Source organism: Rothia sp. P13129, from assembly GCF_048512865.1.
Taxonomy (GTDB): Bacteria; Actinomycetota; Actinomycetes; order Actinomycetales; family Micrococcaceae; genus Rothia.
Map to the genome: position 1 here is coordinate 379,914 of NZ_JBLXYA010000001.1, position 20,279 is coordinate 400,192.

Annotated in this window: 19 protein-coding genes; 9 read left to right on the top strand and 10 right to left on the bottom strand. The window is 44.3% G+C overall.

The genetic code is table 11. The annotated features are described in order from the left end of the window. Positions 1-19: 19 nt before the first annotated feature. The 7 genes from gyrB to dnaA form a co-directional block, all read right to left on the bottom strand. On the bottom strand, positions 20-2,047 hold the full coding sequence (gyrB, locus tag ACN081_RS01835) for a DNA topoisomerase (ATP-hydrolyzing) subunit B (RefSeq protein ID WP_419106757.1): 2,028 nt from the start codon (positions 2,045-2,047) through the stop codon (positions 20-22). Between the two features lie 306 nt (positions 2,048-2,353). Further along, complete coding sequence (locus ACN081_RS01840) at positions 2,354-2,941, bottom strand: DUF721 domain-containing protein (protein WP_419102798.1); 588 nt, start codon at positions 2,939-2,941, stop codon at positions 2,354-2,356. 40 nt (positions 2,942-2,981) lie between these two features. Further along, positions 2,982-4,142, bottom strand: a complete 1,161-nt coding sequence (gene recF, locus ACN081_RS01845) for a DNA replication/repair protein RecF (protein WP_419106758.1) — start codon at positions 4,140-4,142, stop codon at positions 2,982-2,984. A 46-nt stretch (positions 4,143-4,188) separates the two neighbouring features. Further along, a complete protein-coding gene (gene dnaN, locus ACN081_RS01850; RefSeq protein WP_419106759.1) occupies positions 4,189-5,313 on the bottom strand; it encodes a DNA polymerase III subunit beta in 1,125 nt (374 codons plus the stop codon). A gap of 207 nt (positions 5,314-5,520) precedes the next feature. Further along, positions 5,521-6,165 carry a hypothetical protein gene (locus tag ACN081_RS01855; protein WP_419102801.1) on the bottom strand — a complete coding sequence of 215 codons (645 nt, stop codon included), beginning with the start codon at positions 6,163-6,165 and terminating at the stop codon, positions 5,521-5,523. A gap of 171 nt (positions 6,166-6,336) precedes the next feature. Continuing rightward, the gene (locus ACN081_RS01860; RefSeq protein ID WP_419106760.1) at positions 6,337-6,933 is read right to left on the bottom strand and encodes a hypothetical protein; all 597 of its coding nucleotides are present in this window, start codon (positions 6,931-6,933) and stop codon (positions 6,337-6,339) included. A 545-nt stretch (positions 6,934-7,478) separates the two neighbouring features. Further along, complete coding sequence (gene dnaA, locus ACN081_RS01865; protein ID WP_419106781.1) at positions 7,479-9,044, bottom strand: chromosomal replication initiator protein DnaA; 1,566 nt, start codon at positions 9,042-9,044, stop codon at positions 7,479-7,481. A gap of 520 nt (positions 9,045-9,564) precedes the next feature. On the opposite strand from dnaA, the gene rpmH reads away from it, so the two are divergent. The 9 genes from rpmH (at position 9,565) to ACN081_RS01910 (ending at position 17,425) form a co-directional block, all read left to right on the top strand. Beyond that, positions 9,565-9,702 carry a 50S ribosomal protein L34 gene (gene rpmH / locus ACN081_RS01870; protein ID WP_419101264.1) on the top strand — a complete coding sequence of 46 codons (138 nt, stop codon included), beginning with the start codon at positions 9,565-9,567 and terminating at the stop codon, positions 9,700-9,702. Between the two features lie 64 nt (positions 9,703-9,766). Further along, a complete protein-coding gene (gene rnpA / locus ACN081_RS01875) occupies positions 9,767-10,189 on the top strand; it encodes a ribonuclease P protein component (protein ID WP_419106761.1) in 423 nt (140 codons plus the stop codon). After that, a complete protein-coding gene (gene yidD / locus ACN081_RS01880) occupies positions 10,186-10,566 on the top strand; it encodes a membrane protein insertion efficiency factor YidD (RefSeq protein WP_419106762.1) in 381 nt (126 codons plus the stop codon). Before rnpA ends, yidD begins: the two co-directional genes overlap by 4 nt. Before the next feature lie 52 nt (positions 10,567-10,618). Beyond that, entirely contained in the window at positions 10,619-11,596 is a 978-nt protein-coding gene (yidC, locus tag ACN081_RS01885) for a membrane protein insertase YidC (RefSeq protein ID WP_419106763.1), read from the top strand. Positions 11,597-11,601: 5 nt separating this feature from the next. Beyond that, positions 11,602-12,144, top strand: a complete 543-nt coding sequence (locus ACN081_RS01890; RefSeq protein ID WP_419102806.1) for a protein jag — start codon at positions 11,602-11,604, stop codon at positions 12,142-12,144. Beyond that, positions 12,145-12,789, top strand: a complete 645-nt coding sequence (gene rsmG / locus ACN081_RS01895) for a 16S rRNA (guanine(527)-N(7))-methyltransferase RsmG (protein WP_419106764.1) — start codon at positions 12,145-12,147, stop codon at positions 12,787-12,789. Between the two features lie 337 nt (positions 12,790-13,126). Beyond that, on the top strand, positions 13,127-14,104 hold the full coding sequence (locus ACN081_RS01900) for a ParA family protein (RefSeq protein WP_419106782.1): 978 nt from the start codon (positions 13,127-13,129) through the stop codon (positions 14,102-14,104). A 192-nt stretch (positions 14,105-14,296) separates the two neighbouring features. Then, on the top strand, positions 14,297-15,409 hold the full coding sequence (locus tag ACN081_RS01905) for a ParB/RepB/Spo0J family partition protein (protein ID WP_419106765.1): 1,113 nt from the start codon (positions 14,297-14,299) through the stop codon (positions 15,407-15,409). 357 nt (positions 15,410-15,766) lie between these two features. Beyond that, complete coding sequence (locus tag ACN081_RS01910; RefSeq protein ID WP_419106766.1) at positions 15,767-17,425, top strand: alpha-keto acid decarboxylase family protein; 1,659 nt, start codon at positions 15,767-15,769, stop codon at positions 17,423-17,425. A gap of 65 nt (positions 17,426-17,490) precedes the next feature. On the opposite strand, the gene trxA is transcribed toward ACN081_RS01910, so the two are convergent. The 3 genes from trxA to ACN081_RS01925 form a co-directional block, all read right to left on the bottom strand. Beyond that, positions 17,491-17,814: a thioredoxin gene (gene trxA, locus ACN081_RS01915; RefSeq protein WP_419106767.1), complete on the bottom strand. Its 324-nt coding sequence runs from the start codon at positions 17,812-17,814 to the stop codon at positions 17,491-17,493. 38 nt (positions 17,815-17,852) lie between these two features. Continuing rightward, on the bottom strand, positions 17,853-18,806 hold the full coding sequence (trxB, locus tag ACN081_RS01920; RefSeq protein ID WP_419102837.1) for a thioredoxin-disulfide reductase: 954 nt from the start codon (positions 18,804-18,806) through the stop codon (positions 17,853-17,855). A 221-nt stretch (positions 18,807-19,027) separates the two neighbouring features. Continuing rightward, positions 19,028-20,272, bottom strand: a complete 1,245-nt coding sequence (locus tag ACN081_RS01925) for a serine/threonine protein kinase (RefSeq protein ID WP_419106768.1) — start codon at positions 20,270-20,272, stop codon at positions 19,028-19,030. Positions 20,273-20,279: the final 7 nt, after the last annotated feature.

Here is a 20,279-nt window from a genome sequence, read left to right on the forward strand (position 1 = left end):
TGCGCTATGCACATATTCCCTAGACATCAAGGAATCGAATATCTTTTGCATTCTGCTGAATAAAGTCACGTCGAGCCTCAACATCTTCACCCATCAGAACAGAGAAAACCTGATCAGCTGCAGCAGCATCTTCTACAGTCACCTGCAAGAGAGTGCGTTTTTGAGGGTCCATTGTTGTTTCCCAAAGCTCGGTGTAGTCCATTTCTCCAAGACCTTTATAACGCTGAATACCATTGTCTTTAGGGAGACGCTGGTTATTAGCAAGACCTCGAGCAACAACCTCATCACGCTCAGCATCAGAATACACATAATCGTGTGGAGCGTTAGACCACTTAATGCGATACAGCGGAGGCTGAGCCAAATACACATACCCAGCTTCAATCAAAGGTCTCATAAAGCGGAAGAGCAAAGTCAACAACAACGTCGTAATATGCTGACCGTCAACATCTGCATCCGCCATCAAAACAACCTTATGATAGCGAGCTTTTTCGATATTGAATTCTTCTCCAATACCAGAACCAAAAGCAGTAATCATCGACTGAATCTCAGCATTACCCAATGCACGATCAAGACGAGCACGCTCTACGTTAAGAATTTTTCCACGTAGAGGAAGAATCGCCTGAGTATTTGGGTCACGCCCCTGAACTGCAGAACCACCTGCAGAATCACCCTCCACCAAATAAATTTCAGAAATCGAGGGATCCTTCGACGAACAGTCTTTAAGCTTTCCAGGCATTGAACCTGTCTCTAGCAACCCTTTACGGCGAGTTGTCTCGCGAGCGCGACGAGCAGCTAAACGAGCGTTAGACGCAGTAATTGCACGACGAACAATGTCTTTAGCTATCTGAGGATTACGCTCAAACCAGTCACCTAAATGATCAGACATCTCACGCTGAACAAAAGACTTTGCCTCAGAGTTGCCCAATTTCGTTTTTGTCTGCCCCTCAAACTGGGGCTCAGAAATTTTTACAGAGACAACAGCAGTCAGACCTTCACGAACATCTTCACCGGTGAGGTTATCGTCTTTATCTCGCAACAGCTTGTTATCACGAGCATAACGGTTCACCAAAGATGTCAATGCAGCGCGGAAGCCTTCTTCATGTGTACCACCTTCATGTGTATTGATGGTATTAGCATAGGTGTGAACAGACTCTTTATAATCGGTGGTCCATTGCATCGCTACTTCCAAGCTCATAATACGTTCAGTATCTTCTGCTTCGAATGCGATAATTTCATCGTTGATAGTCTCTATTTTTTTAGAGCTATTAAGGAATTTAACATAGTCCAAAAGACCGTTTTCATAGAGGTAAGTGACACTCTTATACCCTTGGGCATCTGCGCTCACTCGATTGAGCTGTTCGCCCTTTTTCTTTTCATCTCCAGCGATTTCGTCTTGGGGGAGAACCTCTCGCTGATCAGTGAGAGAGATAGTGAGCCCCTTATTTAAGAACGCCATCTGTTGGAAACGTGCCCTGAGGGTTTCAAAATCAAAAATAGTTGTTTCAAAAATTTCAGGATCAGGCCAGAACGTCTGAGTCGTACCAGTTTCTTCTGTCGCCTCGCCACGAGTCAATGGGTTCTTTGTAACACCACCGTTTTCGAAGGAAATGTTCCAAGCGTATCCTTGACGTCGCACCTGAGTTTCTACGCGTGTAGATAGCGCATTCACAACGGAGATACCTACACCGTGCAAGCCGCCAGAGACAGCGTATCCGCCACCGCCAAATTTACCGCCAGCATGCAAAATCGTCATCACGACTTCTACAGTAGGCTTGTGTTCGGTGGGGTGTTCATCAACAGGAATACCGCGCCCGTTATCGCTAACGCGCACTGCACCATCTTCGAGGATTATCACCTCAATGTGGTCAGCATGCCCAGCTAAAGCTTCGTCAACAGAGTTATCGACAACTTCGTAGACGAGGTGGTGCAGACCGCGTTCATTAGTTGAACCGATATACATACCAGGACGCTTACGAACAGCTTCTAGCCCCTCGAGAACCGTAATATCGGCTGCACCATATTCATGAGGTGTTTCTTCAGTTGCCACAGGTATAAGGCTCCTTGAGTAAGATTTAGCGCACCCCCATCAAGACCTCTTACAACCTCGCTCATTACTATGAGCAAAGGTTGCATGAATTGCTCATTTAATGAGCGATGCAGAGTTAGAAATGCGCAGTACATTTACGCTCAATTCTACCGGAAAGTAGGGAGATATCGCCCTCTTTGTTGCCTTTTGTAAGGGTTATTCTTAGTATGCACCCGCTAGAACGCCTAGAATCAGCGCTTCTAGCGCACGAGGGTATTATGCAATAGGTTCCCCGTTGCTATGAGATTCTCTTCTTAGATGAGAAAACTATCCGTAGGTATCTCGTGGACCACGCCCTCCAGGCGCAACTAATTTTCCGTGTTTCCATTGTCGTGTATGAGGCCCCAAAATAATAATATCGGTGACAATACCGGCACCAAGTTCCCTCTCAAACATCTTCAATATTTCTTCTTTCATCAGCTTTAAGCTGGTAGCCCACGAAGTAGATGTACATCGAATAGTGACTTTAGTGTCTTGATATTTCTCAGGGGTTGTATGCTCGGCAACGTGTTCTCCCATGAGTTCTTTCCAACGAGCAAGAACAGAAGAAACAGCAACAGGCTCTTTCCAACCTCGACTACGAATTAATTTATCAATAGCGTAGCTCAAAGGTTGAGGATCACGATAATCTTCACCAGCGCCGGTATATCCACCCATTTGAGCAATATTATGCCGTTGATAATATTGTTGTGGCTTCTTCTTTCCCGGTTGCTGAACCATAGAAGCACTAAAATCTTTGAGAATTTTTCGGGCAGCATACCCTTTGAGAGGAGCTTCTCCTCTCTCAGAAGCAGCATAACGCATTCTTTGCAGCATAATTGCTGGTGCTTGGGCGTATTGCTCATCAAAATTCATGAGAAGACAGTTCTTTCACTACGATATGCCATTAAGATACTCAAGCAAGAGACGCATGCCCCGGAGTCACTCTAATCATCGTGATATCTTCACCAAGCTCTTGCGGAAGGTCCTCTTCAATAGCACATGTTACTAACACTTGTTCAGCGTCAGATACGATTGCACCAAGACGTTTCCGGCGCGCAGTATCTAGCTCAGCAAAGACATCATCGAGGATAAGAATAGGGCACGATTCTACGCTTTGTTGATCTTTTCTATGAACGTACCAAGAACCCAGTTTTAACGCTAGAGCTAAGGACCAACTCTCCCCATGAGATGCAAAACCTTTAGCGGGTATATCACCAATTTTCCATATCATCTCATCGCGATGAACACCGATGAGGCTCACTCCACGCTCAATTTCTTCAGATTGTTTGTCTTCTATTGCTTGCATCCAAGCCTTACTAATCTCAGCAACACTCAGCTGTGCTGCTTGTGGCAAGGTCCGTTCTGTAATATCAGGAAAAATTGTTGATTCATAGGTAATACCAATAGCTTTAGACCCGTCAGTGAGCTGCTGATAAGCGTATTGAATTTCTGGAACTAAGCGCGCCAACGCATTCCATCGAGAATGAACAAGTAATGCCCCAGCTTGAGCAATCTGTTCATTCCAGATATTCAACGTATGACGATGCTCCTCAGTGATTCGTCCACCTCTCATCGTTTTCAGAAGTGAATTTCGTTGTCTGAGGATTCGCTCATAATCACTTCGGTAAGAAGCAACAACAGGACGCAGAGAAACAGCCAAATCATCAACAAAACGTCTCCGACATTGAGGTTCACCTTTAACGAGTTGTAAATCTTCAGGTGAGAAAAACACCGTCGAGGTAATCCCCAATGCTTCACGGGCACGAACCGGAGCAGCTCTATTGATACGGACACGGTTACTATGCCCTGGGGCAATTTCAAATTCAGTGATGGTCTGCCAATTTCCTCTCACAACACGAGTCCGTATATATGCTCGTTGCGCCCCCACCTGAACTAAAGGCCCATCATGAGATACTCGATGTGAAGAAAGCTCCGCAGTGTAGTTAATAGCTTCAACAATGTTGGTTTTACCGACCCCATTAGCGCCAAGGAATACAGTGACACCGGTAGATAACGGTAAATTCAGTAGCGAGTAGGTACGGTAGTTCATCAACGAAATATGGTCGATGTACACACAAACCTTCCGTTCTTCACACAGTCCTTAGAGGTAAGAGACGTAACTAATTAGGCAGGCGAACAGGCATGAGCAAGTATCGATAGTCACTTTCGTCTTCACCCATCAACTCTTTTTGCCCTGAAATAGAAGCGGGTTTTGCAGGATCAGTGAAAGAGAATCTAATAAATTCTGTTCCGAAACTGTTAAGACCTTCTGAAAGGTAGGAAGGGTTAAACGCTACCGTAATGCTCTCTTCACCTTCAAGATGAGCGCTCAGCGTTTCTGTTGCTTGAGCGTCTTCGCCAGTTCCAGCATCCAAAGTGACTTGGCCTTCGCTAAAGACAAGACGCACTGGTGTATTACGTTCTGCAACAAGCGATACACGTCGTACGGCTTCAAGCAAATCGGAAGTTCTAACAATTGCGTGAATTGGTGTTGAGTCAGGAAATAGTGATCGAATTTTCGGGTATTCTCCGTCAACAAGCAAGCTAGTGGTTCGACGTCCACCTGATTCAAAGCCGATTAGCTCATGAGAGTCAGAAAGCGCTATGTTCAGTTCTCCTGCTCCGCCGAGAGTTTTAGCTACTTCTGACATAGTTTTTGCTTTAACTAGTACCGCAGTTTGGATATCTGATGACATTGGCGCCCAGGTGAGTTCACGCATTGCTAGACGATAACGGTCAGTGGCAAGCAACGTCATTTTTTCCCCCTCAATCTCTACCAAAATAGCGGTAAGAATGGGGAGGGTATCGTCTTTAGAAGCGGCAACAACAACTTGCGATACAGCTTTCGCAAACGAGTTCCCTTCAACTGTTCCTGAAATCGTCGGCAGTGTTGGCAATTCTGGGTAGTCAGCTACTGGCATGGTGCTGAGGTTAAAGCTTGCAGTGCGACACTGAATGTGCATTTTCGAATCATGCACGCTGACATTAACATCTGCATTAGGCAAGGAACGGCAGATTTCTGCAAGAAGCCTTCCAGAAACGAGAGCTACGCCTTCTTCTTCAATAGTGGCACTAACGTTGAGTTTCGCAGAGGTTTCGTAGTCAAAACTTGCGATGGAGACTTCTCCTTCGGCTGCGGTAATTAGCAGCCCTGATAGAACAGGTGCAGGTGGTCGAGGTGAAAGTGATCGAGCAGTCCAGCCGACTGCTTCTGTGAGGACATCACGTTCGATAGTAAATTTCACCGGTACCCCTTGTGCAATAAGTCAAAGAAAAGTTGTGAGCTCATCGAAGTTGTGAGCACATTTTGTTTTTCAGTCTACCGGATATTTTCAACAGTACCGTTGCAAACATCAGAAGATAGGAGGTTTTTAGTCGTTATCACTCCATAAAAAACCACTAGCGCATATACACAATAAGGCATATACGCTAGTGGCTATTATTTGATGGCTTTAGCAACCTAGTTTTTTAAACTCAATAGTCGCTTCAGCAGTATAAGTATCGCCAGTTCCAGTAGAGCTATTACGACCAAGTACAGCATCTTCTCCACCCTTTGGGTCTGCAGAGAACGTAAAGACTGCTCCTGCACCCTTCGGAATAGGCCCAGCGAAGATAATAGACAGGTAAGTTCCACGATCTTCAATGAGAGCAGGCGGGAAACTCTCCGAATAAAGTTCTGGACGGTGAGCATCAAGACGCAAGAAAAGTTCGAGTCCGCCTTGGGTAATAGCTGAGGGGTTTGACCATGAAGGGTCAATAGGAATCGTAATCATTGCACCACTAGCTGCACCTTCAGGAAGACCTATATGAAGACGCCACATAAGTTTTTTACTATTAGCGTCGTACCAGTGTTGCATCTCTGCTTCACCATATTGTTGCGCTTTATCTTCTCCAGAAAGACCTTCTCCGTAGAGGACTTTTTTATCATAGTTGTGGTTTGAATAGTCTGGGTCTGTTGCAACGATTCGAGATTTAACTTCCCAGACTCGCATATCGCATGAAGCAGCATAGACCGGAACAACAGATGTTGCGAGGACAACAGGTGCGGCCCAAGCGGCACCTTTAACAAGATGACGACGGTTCACTGTGTGAGACATTATTCCCCTAATAAGAAAAATTTTTAAATTAAAACTTCACTTTTTAGTGTACCTACAAGATATCTAAAAGACGCTTTATTAAATAACCACTCTATTGGCGGGGAGTGTCAGCTAAACGGGTGACATTCCCCGCCAAACTTGCGCTATAACCTGTCTAAGAAAACAGAATATTTAAGAGCATATTAGGGGTTTGAAGGTTATATAAGCTTCAGCAGTATATGGGGTACCTGCCAATACAGATTCTTCTCCACCAACAGGAACCGTTGTAAAGATAAAACCTCCAGCGGCGCCAGCTGGAATTTCTTGAGGGAAAGAAATGGTTATGTGATCAGTTCCTATAGCTACCTCAGCTGCAGGAAGTTCTTGAGTGAACAGTTCAGGATGGGCTGATCCAAATGCTTTAAACTTTGCAAGAGGATAAGGGGCTGGTTTTGAAGGTGAAGTCCATGAACTGTCAAAGGGGACAGTAACAAGAGCACCTGCTTCTGCGCCTTGTGGGAATCCTAAAGGAATACGCCACCATAGCTTTCCTCTGAAATACCAGTGTTGCATCGAGCTTTCGCCGGGTGGAGTGGTTTGATCGGTGACAACATTATCAAAATTAACATTTGATGGATCTTCATCTGTCTGAATGAGCCGTGACTTGATGTACCACGAACCTTCAGGACAAGGAGAAGCTGCATAGCTGGGAATTACTGCTGAACTAAGAACTACAGGTACAGACCAAGCAGCTCCACGAACTATGTGACGACGAGATAGTGAATTCATGGTTCCTCTATAAGAAAGGGAGAACTAGCAAAAACCCGTTGATTTTAGCGACGTTCTCGTTGGTTCATTGCGAGGATGTTTTCTAAAAACTCATGGTGTTGAAAGAAGAACATCTGATAGTCAAATTACAGCCTTTTAATTTTCAAAACAACAATAAGACTCTAGAAACAACATATTTCTGTAATTACAAAGTGCACTTAACCCCTTGGAACACGAGAAGAAAAAATGTAATTACAGAGTTCAAGACCTCCGCAGGAAGCAGAGAAAATGTTATTTGGATGTTTTTCTCTTTAAGGGAGTAGTGTTAATAACGGGTGTGGATTATGTGGAAAACCATTATCAACCGCGAGAATCTAGGGTTTTAGATGTTGATAAGATGTGTTTTAATAATGACTATTAAGTGAATCTATTGTGAATGAATATTTATACCGTATAAGCAATCCACTTAAAACGCATAACTATACACTTAACGTCCACATTTTAAGACCTTAAGTCACACAAGTTATCCACAGGGTCGATATTTTTTGTTATTAAGCTTGTCAGAGCTACTTTTGAGACCTTTGAGCCTGCTTAATCTTATTGGTGAGCTCATTGACCTGATTAAAAATCTGGTGTCTCTCCGCCATTAACGTCCTAATCTTCCGATCGGCATGAATCACCGTTGTATGGTCACGCCCACCTAACTCTTGACCAATTTTAGGAAGCGACATATCCGTTAACTCACGTAGTAGATACATCGCAATTTGACGTGCAGTCACCAGCGTGCGCGTGCGAGACTTCGACTGCAAATCTTCAATCGAGACATCAAAATAGCTAGCCGTAGCAACAAGAATCTGAGAAGCTGTAATTTCCTGAGCACCATCACTTGTAATAAAATCTTTGAGAACTCTCTCCGCTACAGCTAAATCGATAGGTTGTTTATTCAACGAAGCAAAAGCCGCGACACGGATGAGAGAACCTTCCAGCTCTCTAATGTTGGTGGTGATGTTCGAAGCAATATACTCCATCACATCATCAGGTACCTCAATCGATTCATTCTGAGCTTTCTTCCTCAAAATAGCAATACGAGTCTCTAGCTCTGGTGGCTGAACGTCGGTAATGAGTCCCCATTCAAAACGAGAACGCATACGTTCAACGAAACCAGTGAGCATTTTAGGAGGCAAATCAGAAGTAATAACAACCTGCTTCTGATGGTTGTGCAAGGTATTAAAAGTATGGAAAAACTCTTCTTGTGTATGTTCTTTACCCGCTAAAAACTGAATATCGTCAATCAGCAACATATCAACGTTGCGATAAATCTGTTTGAACGAGGAACCTTCGTCATCTCTAATAGAGTTGATGAATTCGTTAGTGAACTCTTCAGAATTGACATAACGTACCCTGAGCTCTGGATAAAGTCTCTTTGCATAATGCCCAATAGCATGAAGCAAATGAGTTTTACCTAAACCTGAGTCTCCATAGATGAAGAGGGGATTATAAGCAGAGGCTGGAGTTTCCGAAACAGCAAAAGCTGCAGCATGAGCAAAACGGTTAGACTGCCCAATCACAAAAGTATCAAAAGTATATTTATCGTTAAGACGGGCAGAGCTCTCCCACACCGATGAAGCTGTTGATGTTTCTGTATTCTGCTTTGGTTGGGGTTGCTCAACGTCCGAAGCAGGCGCCGATTCTTTCTGAATGGGACTCTTGTTTTGTGTAAAGGAAGGGCTTGCCAAACGCCCTTCTGTCTCTATCTCTTGAACATTTGGAACAGAAGTAAAATTCTGAACACTGTTGCTCTCTTGTACTATGTTTGCGGTGTTAGCTGTCGGCGATGAGACTGTCTGCTGAGAAACTTTTGGCTGGGTGAAAGTAAGATCTGGAGTTTCTTCGAGGCTCGTATCAATGACGATAGCTTCAGTTGTTCCCTCTCCAAAAGCATTCTCTAACGCAACTTTGAATTCTTGATTGATTTTTTGCTGAATAACATCTCTCGCGTATTCGCTAGGAACTGCAATCAGCAGCACCGTTCCCATATGAGCTTGAGGTTGAGCTTGCGAAATAAACCCCATCCATCGCGGACTGACACTAGAACGAAGCGCATCCTTGAGATGAGCCCAACGAAGCATCATGTCTTTATGTGATTGCTCGCTCAAGGTGAACTCCTTTTTTCAGTCGGTAATGTTGAGATTAAATTTTAGCGCTTAACCACCAAAATCCACAGTTTTCCACAAGGGTTATACACAGAGTGGAAAACTTGTTATTTACACAGTGTATTTCGTGAGGATACTTTGAGACAGTCTATCGAAGAAGTCGTAAATTACAAGAAAATAGCTGTTGATAAGTTATAAAGTGCTATTCTGTGGAAAACTTGACACTTAAGCCTCTTTCGGGAAGTAATCCACAGCTGTTGATGATAAATTGTGCACATGTTGTGATTAAAAACTTAGCTGTGCCTTGCTTGACCACAAGCAATTAAACTCATAGAGTTTTTTAGTCGTATGTGTACGCTCCGAACGCTCTGTTTAGGCAGGGCAATAGTGTGAAAAAACGCTTAGGATGTGTGCTCATCATCAGAAATAAGCGTCAACCTGTTTCTAAACAAATTGGTGAAGGGTTGCGCGCCCCTACCAAACGCTTTGGAGTAACAAAATGAGCAAGCGGACTTTTCAGCCGAATAACCGCCGTCGTGCCAAGAAGCACGGCTTCCGTCTTCGTATGCGCACCCGCGCAGGTCGTGCCATCTTGGCAAACCGCCGCAGCAAGGGTCGCACCGCTCTTTCGGCATAAATTAAACTCCTTCCCTCCTCGACCTCTGGGGGAATCCTAGGAGTCGAAACCGAAAGGAGAACATGTGCTGGCTCAACAGCACCGGATGCGGACAAAAGTCCAATTCGCAGAAACTACACGTTCCGGTGTCCGTTCTGGGCGCCGGAACTTAGTTCTATATGCAACTTCTCACGGTGAATCTCCGACTATTATTGGGTTCATCGTTTCTAAAACTGTTGGAAACGCTGTCACTCGAAACCTTGTTAAAAGAAGATTACGTGCGTTATCAGCTCTCACCCTTAAAAAAATTCCTCAGGGCCATCAAATAGTTATTCGCGCTCTTCCCGCGTCTTCCCACGCCACATGGGAAGAACTATCACAAGATTACGAAAACGCTTTAACCAGCACCCTTGCTAAAATGGCATCACAACAAAATCTGCAGGCAGTAGCACAAAGCCCTGAAACTGCCCCATTATCTTGCGAGAGGAATGCCGAAAACCCATCATGAAGCACTCCTCTCAAAAACAACAGCCAGACCTCTTAGAACAAGCGCCGCATGAATTTGTACGACCGCAATCTGTACAACATGCTCTATGGACACTACCGCAGAACTTTCTCATTGCTGTACTAAAAATCTATCGAGCAGTCATCTCACCGCTTTACGGAAATGTTTGTAAGTACTACCCAAGCTGTTCAGCTTATGCCTTAGAATCATGCCTTCGACACGGAGCAACTAAAGGACTATCGCTCACTGTTCGCAGGCTTCTACGCTGTCACCCCTGGGCAACTGGCGGACTTGATGAAGTACCGGCAGGAAAACAGAATTTTCCTGCCGGAAAAGAACCTAAAATTGTTCTTTTAAACCACCCTCAAGACTACCTATAAACCAACTTCATACAGACCAAACTAACAGGCTCAACGAGCCAAGGAGAACTCGATGTTTGACGTCATCCTCTGGCCCTTTAAATGGATTGTTTCCTTTATTCTCTGGGTATTCCATTCACTTTTCACCACATTAGGATTAGACCCCACTTCCGGTCTGACCTGGGTTCTTGCCATTGTCGGGCTAACACTCGTCATGCGAACCCTGACAATCCCTCTATTCCTTAAACAGATTAAATCTATGCGAGGAATGCAAGAACTTCAGCCAGAATTTGCAAAGCTGAAGAAAAAATATCAGGGTAAAACAGACCAGCTCTCACGCCAAGCTATGGCACAAGAACAAATGGCCCTGTACAAAGAACGCGGTGCTAACCCGCTGTCTTCGTGCTTCCCTATCTTGGCTCAGATGCCAATCTTCTTTGGCCTCTTTGAAGTTCTAAGAGGCATCCCTCATGCAGCAGAAAAGCACGAAGGCATCTTAATGCTTTCTAACGATCTGGTGAAACAGTTCAACGATTCCTATATTTTCGGCCAGGTTCCGCTCTTCTCTACGATGCTGAACCCCGGAAATGGAAACCACGCAAGCACCATTATTGTTGCTGGTACTCTCGTTGTGTTGATGTCTGTGTCCATGTTCGTATCTCAGAAACAACTGGGTGCTAAAAACATGTCCGACGCTGCTAAAGAATCTCCCATGTACCGTCAACAGCAGATGATGATTTACATCTTCCCTGTCATCTTCTTGATTTCTGGCATCAACTTCCCTATCGGTGTTCTCGTGTACTGGACTGTTTCAAATATTTGGTCTGTAGGTCAGCAATGGTGGGTTATCCGTAATAACCCAACACCTGGGTCCCAAGCAGAACGAGAGCTCAACGCTCGTCGCGCCGAAAAAGGTTTACCACCAGTTGGTAAAACCAAAGAACAATACGAAGAAGAACTACAAAAAGCACGTGAACGTGCAGCTCAGGGACAGCGTCAGCAACCTATGAGCAAAAAACGTCAGCGTCAGCAACAGAAAAAGAAGAACTAGTTTTAATGGAGCAACTTGTGGAAGAAACACCTGTGTCTGAAGAACACGAAAACTACGAGGAAAAAGACCACCTTAAATACCTCGAAGATGAAGGCGATATTGCGGCAGATTATCTTGAAGAACTCCTAGATATTGCTGATATCGATGGAGATATCGATATCGAGATTCGTAATAATCGCACGTATCTTTCTGTTATTAGTGAAGACAGCGAGAACGAACAACTTAAAGCTCTTATCGGTAAACGAGGAAATACTCTTGCTGCCTTGCAAGAACTCGTACGTTTATCAGTGCTTGCCTCTACCGGAAACCACTCCCGCCTAGTTCTTGATATTGGTGAGTACCGCGCAAAGCGCATTAAGCGAGCTACTTCTATGGCATTAGAAGCTATCGCACAGGTCAAAGAGACGGGGGAGGATTACCACTTAGAGCCTTTGAGTGCTTATGAGCGGAAGCTCGTTCATGATCTTGTTGCTGAAAACGGTCTTTACTCAGAGTCTGAAGGAGAAGGGGCAGGACGTCATATCGTTATTTCTGTCCCGGAGGCATAAATGGCTCAAGATATCCTTCCGGAACTCACCGGTGCTGAAAGAACTGCTGCGGAAAAGATCTTTGGTCAGAGACTTCCACTTGCCCAGCGCTACGTAGAGCATCTTGCAACGAGTGGCATCGAAAGAGGTCTTATTGGTCCTCGAGAAGTGCCTCGTTTGTGGGGGCGTCACGTCCTAAACTGTGCAGTGGTACAAGAATATATTGAGAAAGACGCTTCAATTGCCGATGTAGGCTCCGGTGCTGGTCTTCCAGGGCTTTGCTTAGCTATTGCTCGCCCAGATCTTGATATTACGCTGATAGAGCCTCTGGAGCGTCGTGTCATATGGCTTGATGAAGTCGTTGAAGACTTGGGTCTAGATAACGTAACGATTTTACGTTCGCGTGCTGAACAAGCGGTAGGCATGGTCGACGTCGAGTACGTAACGGCTCGTGCTGTCTCCGCCTTGGTCGGGCTTGTTGATATTACCCTTCCGATTCTTCGTGGTACTGGCGAATTGCTTGCTATTAAAGGGCGTTCTGCGGGAGAAGAAATTACGAAAGCGAAGAAGAAGCTCAATAAGTATGGTGCTCGCACGGTCGAAGTGCTTAGTGCTGGCGATCAGCTCCTTGATGAGCCAACTACTATTGTGAGGGTTTCTCTCTAATACACGTTCGCCGGTGGGCGGATTTTCATCGTCGGTGGTGTTGATATTACAAAATATCAACACCACCGTTTTTATGTATGGTGAAGATTCTGTTTTGGGCATAAACGCTGGAAAGCTATGAACCGTATGTGTTCTACTATGAGAAATCTTATCTCAAAACAACTTTTATAAGTTTTTATTTATAAATACTGTCGAGATGTTGTACGTGAACAGGTAATCTAAATATCACCCTCACATAATAGTGCCGAACCTTCCATATTGCTCTTGAGGGGAGAAAGATGGGATTGGCTGGAATTTCATGAATGAAAAAATAGCAATCAATATTCCTGATTTTGGAATGCCTCCGGAGCCCCATGAGAGCGTGGGTTCTTCTCAATTGGATCGAGGTCGTGTTTCACGTGAAACACGCCAGAAATTAGAGAAACAAGTGCAAGATAAAGGGCTGAACACTCTGGTTTCTCCAGAGGCTTTGAGCGAGAAAACAAAACTTAAAGAACTGGAACAAATCGTGTTGAATCGGCCAGAAAGAACTCGCATATTTGCTGTTTCTAACCAAAAAGGTGGCGTTGGGAAAACAAGTACCGCCGTCAACTTAGCAGCTGCTCTCGCAACTAAAAGAATGAATGTTCTTGTGATTGACAGTGATCCTCAAGGAAACGCTTCGACCGCTTTGGGTATTGATCACGGAAATGATACACCTAGCGTCTATGACGTACTCATTGACGAATTGCCTTTATCTGAGATTGTTAAACCTTGTCCAGATATCAAACAGCTCTGGTGTGCGCCTGCAACTATCGACCTTGCCGGAGCTGAAATTGAACTTGTATCAATGGTTGCTCGTGAAAATCGGTTGAGGGGAGCTCTCCAAGAATATAAACAATGGCGAGACCGCGAAGGGTTGGAGCGCCTTGACTATGTTTTTATTGACTGTCCACCCAGTCTTGGGTTACTGACGGTTAATGCTTTTGTTGCCGCTCAAGAAGTTCTCATTCCGATTCAATGTGAATATTATGCGCTAGAAGGATTGAGCCAGTTACTTAAAAACATCAAGATGATTCAGAGACACCTGAACGCAGATCTTGCATTGAGTACTATCCTGTTAACAATGTATGACGGAAGAACAAATTTGGCTTCACAGGTCGCTGATGAAGTAAGGACTCATTTTCCACGCGAAGTGCTCAACAGTGTTATTCCTCGTTCTGTTCGCATTTCAGAAGCTCCAAGTTATCAGCAGACCGTTATTAGCTACGATGTCTCATCCACGGGCTCTAGAGCGTATATAGAAGCGGCTATAGAAATAGCAAAGAAAAAATAAAATAATATAAAACTTATATCAGTTGCTATTCTATGATTATTAGGGTAGCAACTGGTATTTTTAATGGAAAATAACGATTAGAATAATCATTCTATTTAAGAGTTTCACGTGAAACATGACATTTTTCTCCCCATGTTTCTGTGAGAACAGATAGACTTAGACGGTCCGTTGAACAATAGGGAGAATCTTACTATGGCAGAAAAGAAGCGTGGATTGGGTCGCGGTATTGGCGCCCTCATTCCTACTGAAAGCTACTCAGAGAAGGACGTTCAAACGGTGCCAACTGTAGAACATTCATCTCAAGACACTTCTCGTCGTCAAAAAGACCACAAGAATGTTTCACGTGAAACTTCTAAAGTTCCTCAAAAAGATTCAAAGAAAAAACGTGCAGACATGGGAGCAGCTCTTCGTAGTTCGACTTCCAATCGGCGTCCTGTTGACTTTTTCTTCGGGGGAGAAGAACAGCCTGAAAGTGGATTAGTCCCTGTTCCTGGTGCTCAATTTGCTGTTCTTAATGTTCACGATATTCACCCCAATCGAAAACAGCCTCGTACTGAATTCAATGAACAAGACATGGAAGAACTTGTTCACTCCGTAAAAGAAATCGGAGTTCTTCAACCTATTGTGGTACGAAAAAGTCGTGAAGGTGGGAAAGAAAAATACGAATTAGTGATGGGAGAGCGTCGCTGGCGCGCCACTCAACGAGCTGGACTCGACACTATTCCTGCTATTGTTCGCGAAACTCATGATGTCGATTTATTGCGCGATGCATTATTGGAAAACCTTCACCGTAGCCAACTTAATCCTATTGAAGAAGCTGCCGCGTATCAGCAACTTCTTGAAGAGTTCGGAACTACTCAAGAACAATTGGCACAAAAAATTGGACGTTCTCGCTCGTTGATTGCGAACACTATTCGCCTTCTTAAACTTCCTGCTCTTGTTCAACGTCGAGTAGCTGTAGGTGTTCTGTCCTCTGGACATGCTCGAGCGTTATTATCTTTGAGAACTCATGCTGAGATGGAGAAGCTTGCTCAAAAAATTGTTAATGAAGGTTTATCTGTTCGTGCAGTGGAAGAACTCGTCTCGCATTCAACGGAACAATCTAAGAGAGAACCTAAGGTCGTTCAACCTCAAAAGCATCATGAGCGTTTAGATTATATTGCCGATGCATTTGCTGACAGGCTTGATACAAACGTTAAAATTCAACTGGGGGCACGTAAAGGGAAAATGACTATTGAATTTGCTTCGGTAGAAGATTTGAACAGAATTATTTCTGTTCTTGACCCAAGTATAGATAAAAAATAGATAGTTTATTTATTAATAAACGGTACGTAAAATAAATTTATTTATTTTACGTACCGTTTGTTTTATTATTCACACAGAGTACTCTCTCTTGTTTCACGTGAAACATAGGGCGAATATATGGTCATAAGTGTGATATAAAACTTTACAAGTTGTATATCTGTATTTGTGCTGTACTTTATGCGTAGTTTTCGTGGGTGTTTCACGTGAAACAGTGGTGAATAGTTGGAATGTCGTTGGTGATTTTATTGCCTATATTTCTCGAACCTTGCAACTTTTTATTCTCTATGTGATTCTAAGTACAGGTAAATTATTTTTACAGTTTTTATATTGTGTTATTCAAAAAGAGACGAGGGTTATATGAGTTATACGGTGAGTGATTATCTATTAGATAGACTTGCGGAGCAAGGTATTACTGAAATATTTGGGGTTCCAGGAGACTTCAATCTTCAATTTTTGGATCATATCGTAGAGCATAAAAATATATCTTGGGTTGGCAGTGCAAATGAACTTAACGCCGGATATAGTGCAGATGGCTATTCGCGAGTTCGCGGCTTAGGTGCACTCGTAACAACTTATGGTGTTGGAGAACTCTCTGCAATTAATGCTATAGCTGGTTCCTATGCTGAGCACGTGCCGGTGGTTCATATTGTGGGTGCTCCGAGTAAAGAAAACCAAGCAAATCATCTGAAAATGCATCACACTCTAGGAGACGGAGATTTCTCCCATTTTATGAGGATGGCGCAGGAAGTTTCTTGCGCTGTAGCAGACCTTGATCATGCCACAGCGACTGCTGAAATTGATCGAGTGATTCGCGAAGTAATAATCCGTCGCCGTCCAGGGTATCTCCTTCTGTCAACCGACGTTGCTCGAGTTGAGACAACTCCACCTCAAGATCCGCTCCAAACTGATGTTGCACTCTCTTCGGAAGGTGCTCAAAAAGCCTTTAGAATGGCACTGAAAGAGGTTATTGCAGAGAAAGAGGTGAGTGTCCTTGCTGATTTGTTAGTACACCGCATGGGCGCGCGTGAGCAGCTAAATAATCTCCTTAAGGAAACTGGGTTTCCGCACGCAACATTGATGTGGGGCAAAACTCTCGTTGACGAGAGCGATCCCCAGTTTGCCGGAGTGTATGCCGGTGTAGTTTCTGATCATCGTACAAGGGACGCCATCGAAAATACGGAAGTGCTTATTAGTGCTGGTGTTGAGTTCACAGATTCAACAACCGCAGGATTCTCGCAGAAGCTTCCTCAAAATACTGTTCATATCCGCCCTCAATCGTCACGTATTGGAAATGAGGTTTTCACTCCGTTAACGATTAAAACAGCACTAGAGATTGTGTTAGATGTTGCTCGGGAATATGGTGCTAAGCCGTATCCCCTCCAAAAAGAAGCAGAACAACAATCTCAAAAGATTGATATGAGTGCTCCTTTGACACAAGACATCCTATGGGACTTACTTTCTGGAGAGTTAACCCCCGGAAATATTGTTGTTGCTGATCAAGGAACTTCTTTCTTTGGTATGGCAAATAGAAAATTTCCAGAATCTTCAATGTTTATTGGACAACCGCTCTGGGGATCTATTGGATATAGCCTGCCTGCAATGCTTGGAGCGTCAATAGCTGACAGGGAATCTCGAGGTATTTTGCTAGTGGGTGACGGGTCAGCGCAGTTAACCATCCAAGAAATCGGAACGATGCTGCGTGAAAAAATCAATCCGGTCATTATCCTCATCAACAACGATGGATATACCGTTGAACGCGCTATTCATGGGCCTCAACAGCCTTACAACGATATCCACCGTTATCAATGGGATCTTATTCCTGCAGCATTCGGTGCCGGTAAAGATGATGTTCTTTTATTTAAAGTCCAAACGGCTCAAGAGTTATTAGACGCTTGTCGTATTACTAATGAAACTCGCGATCGGATGGTGTTTATGGAAATTATCATGGACAAAGATGACGTACCTCAGTTGCTCAATGACGTTGCAAAGGCTCTAGCTCGAGCTAATTCTCAATAAAATAAGGGTGTTTGTTGTGTTTCACGTGAAACACAACAAACACCCTTATGCGTAGTCTTTAGTTGCTACAGTCCCAGGAAAGGAGCAAACTCTTTGACGAGAGCTGCCTTAGGTTTTGCGCCAACACTCTGATGAGCAACTTCTCCATCCTTGAAAACATATACTGCAGGAATGGAGGTAATGCCATACTTCATTGCTGTTTCTGGATTGTTCTCCACATCGAGCTTGAGAACTTTAACCTGCTCTGAATATTCTTCAGCAATTTCATCGATGACAGGTCCAAGCATGCGGCAAGGACCGCACCATTCAGCCCAAAAATCAACAATAACGGGTTTCTCAGAGCGAAGAACCTCGTCAGCAAATGTTGCGTCAGTGACTTGATTAGCCATAATTTTTTCCTTTGGATAGTAGTGAATAAAAATATCTCTTAAGACAAAGATTCAAGATAATGTTGAGCATCCAACGCTGCCACACAGCCAGAACCTGCAGCCGTAATCGCCTGACGATACGTTGAATCAATAACATCTCCAGCAGCAAAAACACCTGGAATTGAGGTGCGTGAAGAGCGTCCGTCAACAGCGATTGTTCCAGCCTCAGTTAGCTCTAAAACATCTCGCACAAGTGCTGTTCGCGGGTCAGAACCAATAGCAACAAAGACACCATCTACAACGAGCTCGGATTCCTCTGAAGTCTGAGTATTAACCAACGTCAATGAAGATACTTTATCCTCACCGTTAATAGACTGAACAGCGGAATCCCACACCATCTCAATCTTCGGATGATCAAAAGCGCGTTTTTGCATAATCTCCGATGCACGCAAAGTATCGCGACGATGCACCAAATATACTTTTGCTGCGTGATTCGTCAAATAGAGGGCCTCCTCTAATGCAGAATCGCCCCCTCCGATAACAGCAAGAGTCTTCCCCTTGAAGAAAAAACCGTCACACGTTGCACACCATGAAACACCATGACCAGAAAGGCGCTGTTCCCCGTCAACGTTCAACTTACGATATTCAGAACCTGTTGAGATAATGACAGTTTTCGTGAGAAAAGTAGAACCATCACTCAAAATAACTTTCTTAACATCGCCCTCAAGTTCAAGCGATTCAACATCCTCATACCGGACATCAGTACCAAAACGCTCGGCTTGCGCACCAATCGTGGTCATCAATTCAGGACCCTGAATACCGTCAACAAAACCGGGGAAATTCTCTACTTCAGTGGTTGTCATCAAATCGCCACCAGGGGAAACAGATGAGGCAAAAAGAAGGGGACGTAAATTCGCTCGTGCAGCATAAATCGCTGCAGTGTACCCAGCAGGGCCAGAACCAACAATAATGACGTCATGTACATGGCTGTCTTCAGCCTCTGTGACAGACATAGATTCTGGTACTGTAGCGTCCACCTTAATGCCGCTAGGGGCAGAGAAAAGACCACCCAAAGACTCGTTTGGCAAAGTATCCTTCTTTCATTGAAATAATGTTCATCAAATAGAACCACGATGTAGCTCTGATTATTCCAAACTCTTGAGCCTATGTGAACAACTGCCGCCTGATGTAGAACAAGAACACATCAGACGGCAGCCTAAAGAAGAACAGGAACCTATCGAGCTGTTACTTCAGCAATGCGCACACCATAGTTATAACCAGCAATAGGCTGACCCAATAGAGGAGCTTCTGTGAACTTCACCAGAACATACTGAATGCCTTCACCCTGCTTCTTCTGATCAAGCTTGACGTTGACCTTAGGTGCGTTGAAAGAACCCGAACCAACTTCCGTTGCACCATCCAAAGAAGGCGTATTGTTGGTATATACCGTAAAGGCGCCACCTGAACCATTAATCTGTTCAATCGTAAGTTCAGAAACAACGGTACGTTCTTGAAGCTGGAATGCTAATGCGAAAGAATCAGTGGCCCCACCAAAATTAGGTGTTGCAAAACCGTAGCTAATCCATGTGCTTGCAGGATTGCCGTCAAGCATCTGGGGGAGAGTCGCATCCTGATCAGCCATAAAATCGGGGGAAGACGGCACAAGACGGGTAACATTTGTAATCTTTGGTGGGACATGAGAAACACTTGGAGAAGGCGTTTCTGAAGGCTCTGAGGACTTCTTCTGTGATGGGGTAGCCGTAGCAGAAGCACTAACAGCCGTTACATTCTCGTTTTCGCTTTTCTTTGAAACCATGCCGTTGATGGAAGAGAAAACAATAGCTACACCCAAAACAAGAAGAATAATAGCGGCGATAGCTACAATCCACACTCCACCAGAACGCTGATCGTCTTCATCGTCAAATTCTGGTTCGTCAGGGTAGTCGTACTCATCGTATTCTTCCTCGTAAGAAGATTCTTCAACAGTGTCTGGTGCTAGAGTCTCTTGATCATCAACAGCCCGTGTTGCAGAAATTGAGGTATCTTCTGGGGCAGGTTTTGATGCTTCTGCATAAGGAGTTTTTCCAGTTGTGACCTCGTCCCCAAAAATTTCTTGCCCTAGAGCTTCTTGAGTTTCGGAGGATGCGGCTACCGCCGAAGAATCTGCCAAAAGATTTTCTAGAAGTGCTTCTGGTCGGGAATATGACGTTACAAGGTACGTTCTGCCTTCACTATTTCCCAAATCAAGAACCTGAATAGGAGAACGTGAAGTCGTTGCGACAAGGCGTGCATTAGCAATGAGCCGATCATTATGAGCGGGAGAAGCTACCACAATAGATACACGTCTATTGAGAACCTGGTCTTTACCTTCCAAAACTGCGTCGCCGTGCTCGGTCTGTGCAATAGCAGCTGTGACGCGATAACGCTCACCCAGAACAGTGTTGATAGCAATGGGATGGGAGGAATGTGAATGAGACAAGGTAGCC

Excerpts from the sequence above, each read along its gene's own strand:
- ACN081_RS01840 (WP_419102798.1), bottom strand. The coding sequence starts at position 2,941 with ATGAATTTTGATGAGCAATACGCCCAAGCACCAGCAATTATGCTGCAA.
- ACN081_RS01855 (WP_419102801.1), bottom strand. The coding sequence starts at position 6,165 with ATGTCTCACACAGTGAACCGTCGTCATCTTGTTAAAGGTGCCGCTTGG.
- ACN081_RS01860 (WP_419106760.1), bottom strand. The coding sequence starts at position 6,933 with ATGAATTCACTATCTCGTCGTCACATAGTTCGTGGAGCTGCTTGGTCT.
- dnaA (WP_419106781.1), bottom strand. The coding sequence starts at position 9,044 with ATGATGCTTCGTTGGGCTCATCTCAAGGATGCGCTTCGTTCTAGTGTC.
- rpmH (WP_419101264.1), top strand. The coding sequence starts at position 9,565 with ATGAGCAAGCGGACTTTTCAGCCGAATAACCGCCGTCGTGCCAAGAAG.
- yidD (WP_419106762.1), top strand. The coding sequence starts at position 10,186 with ATGAAGCACTCCTCTCAAAAACAACAGCCAGACCTCTTAGAACAAGCG.
- yidC (WP_419106763.1), top strand. The coding sequence starts at position 10,619 with ATGTTTGACGTCATCCTCTGGCCCTTTAAATGGATTGTTTCCTTTATT.
- ACN081_RS01890 (WP_419102806.1), top strand. The coding sequence starts at position 11,602 with ATGGAGCAACTTGTGGAAGAAACACCTGTGTCTGAAGAACACGAAAAC.
- rsmG (WP_419106764.1), top strand. The coding sequence starts at position 12,145 with ATGGCTCAAGATATCCTTCCGGAACTCACCGGTGCTGAAAGAACTGCT.
- ACN081_RS01900 (WP_419106782.1), top strand. The coding sequence starts at position 13,127 with ATGCCTCCGGAGCCCCATGAGAGCGTGGGTTCTTCTCAATTGGATCGA.
- ACN081_RS01905 (WP_419106765.1), top strand. The coding sequence starts at position 14,297 with ATGGCAGAAAAGAAGCGTGGATTGGGTCGCGGTATTGGCGCCCTCATT.
- ACN081_RS01910 (WP_419106766.1), top strand. The coding sequence starts at position 15,767 with ATGAGTTATACGGTGAGTGATTATCTATTAGATAGACTTGCGGAGCAA.
- trxA (WP_419106767.1), bottom strand. The coding sequence starts at position 17,814 with ATGGCTAATCAAGTCACTGACGCAACATTTGCTGACGAGGTTCTTCGC.
- trxB (WP_419102837.1), bottom strand. The coding sequence starts at position 18,806 with ATGTCTGTCACAGAGGCTGAAGACAGCCATGTACATGACGTCATTATT.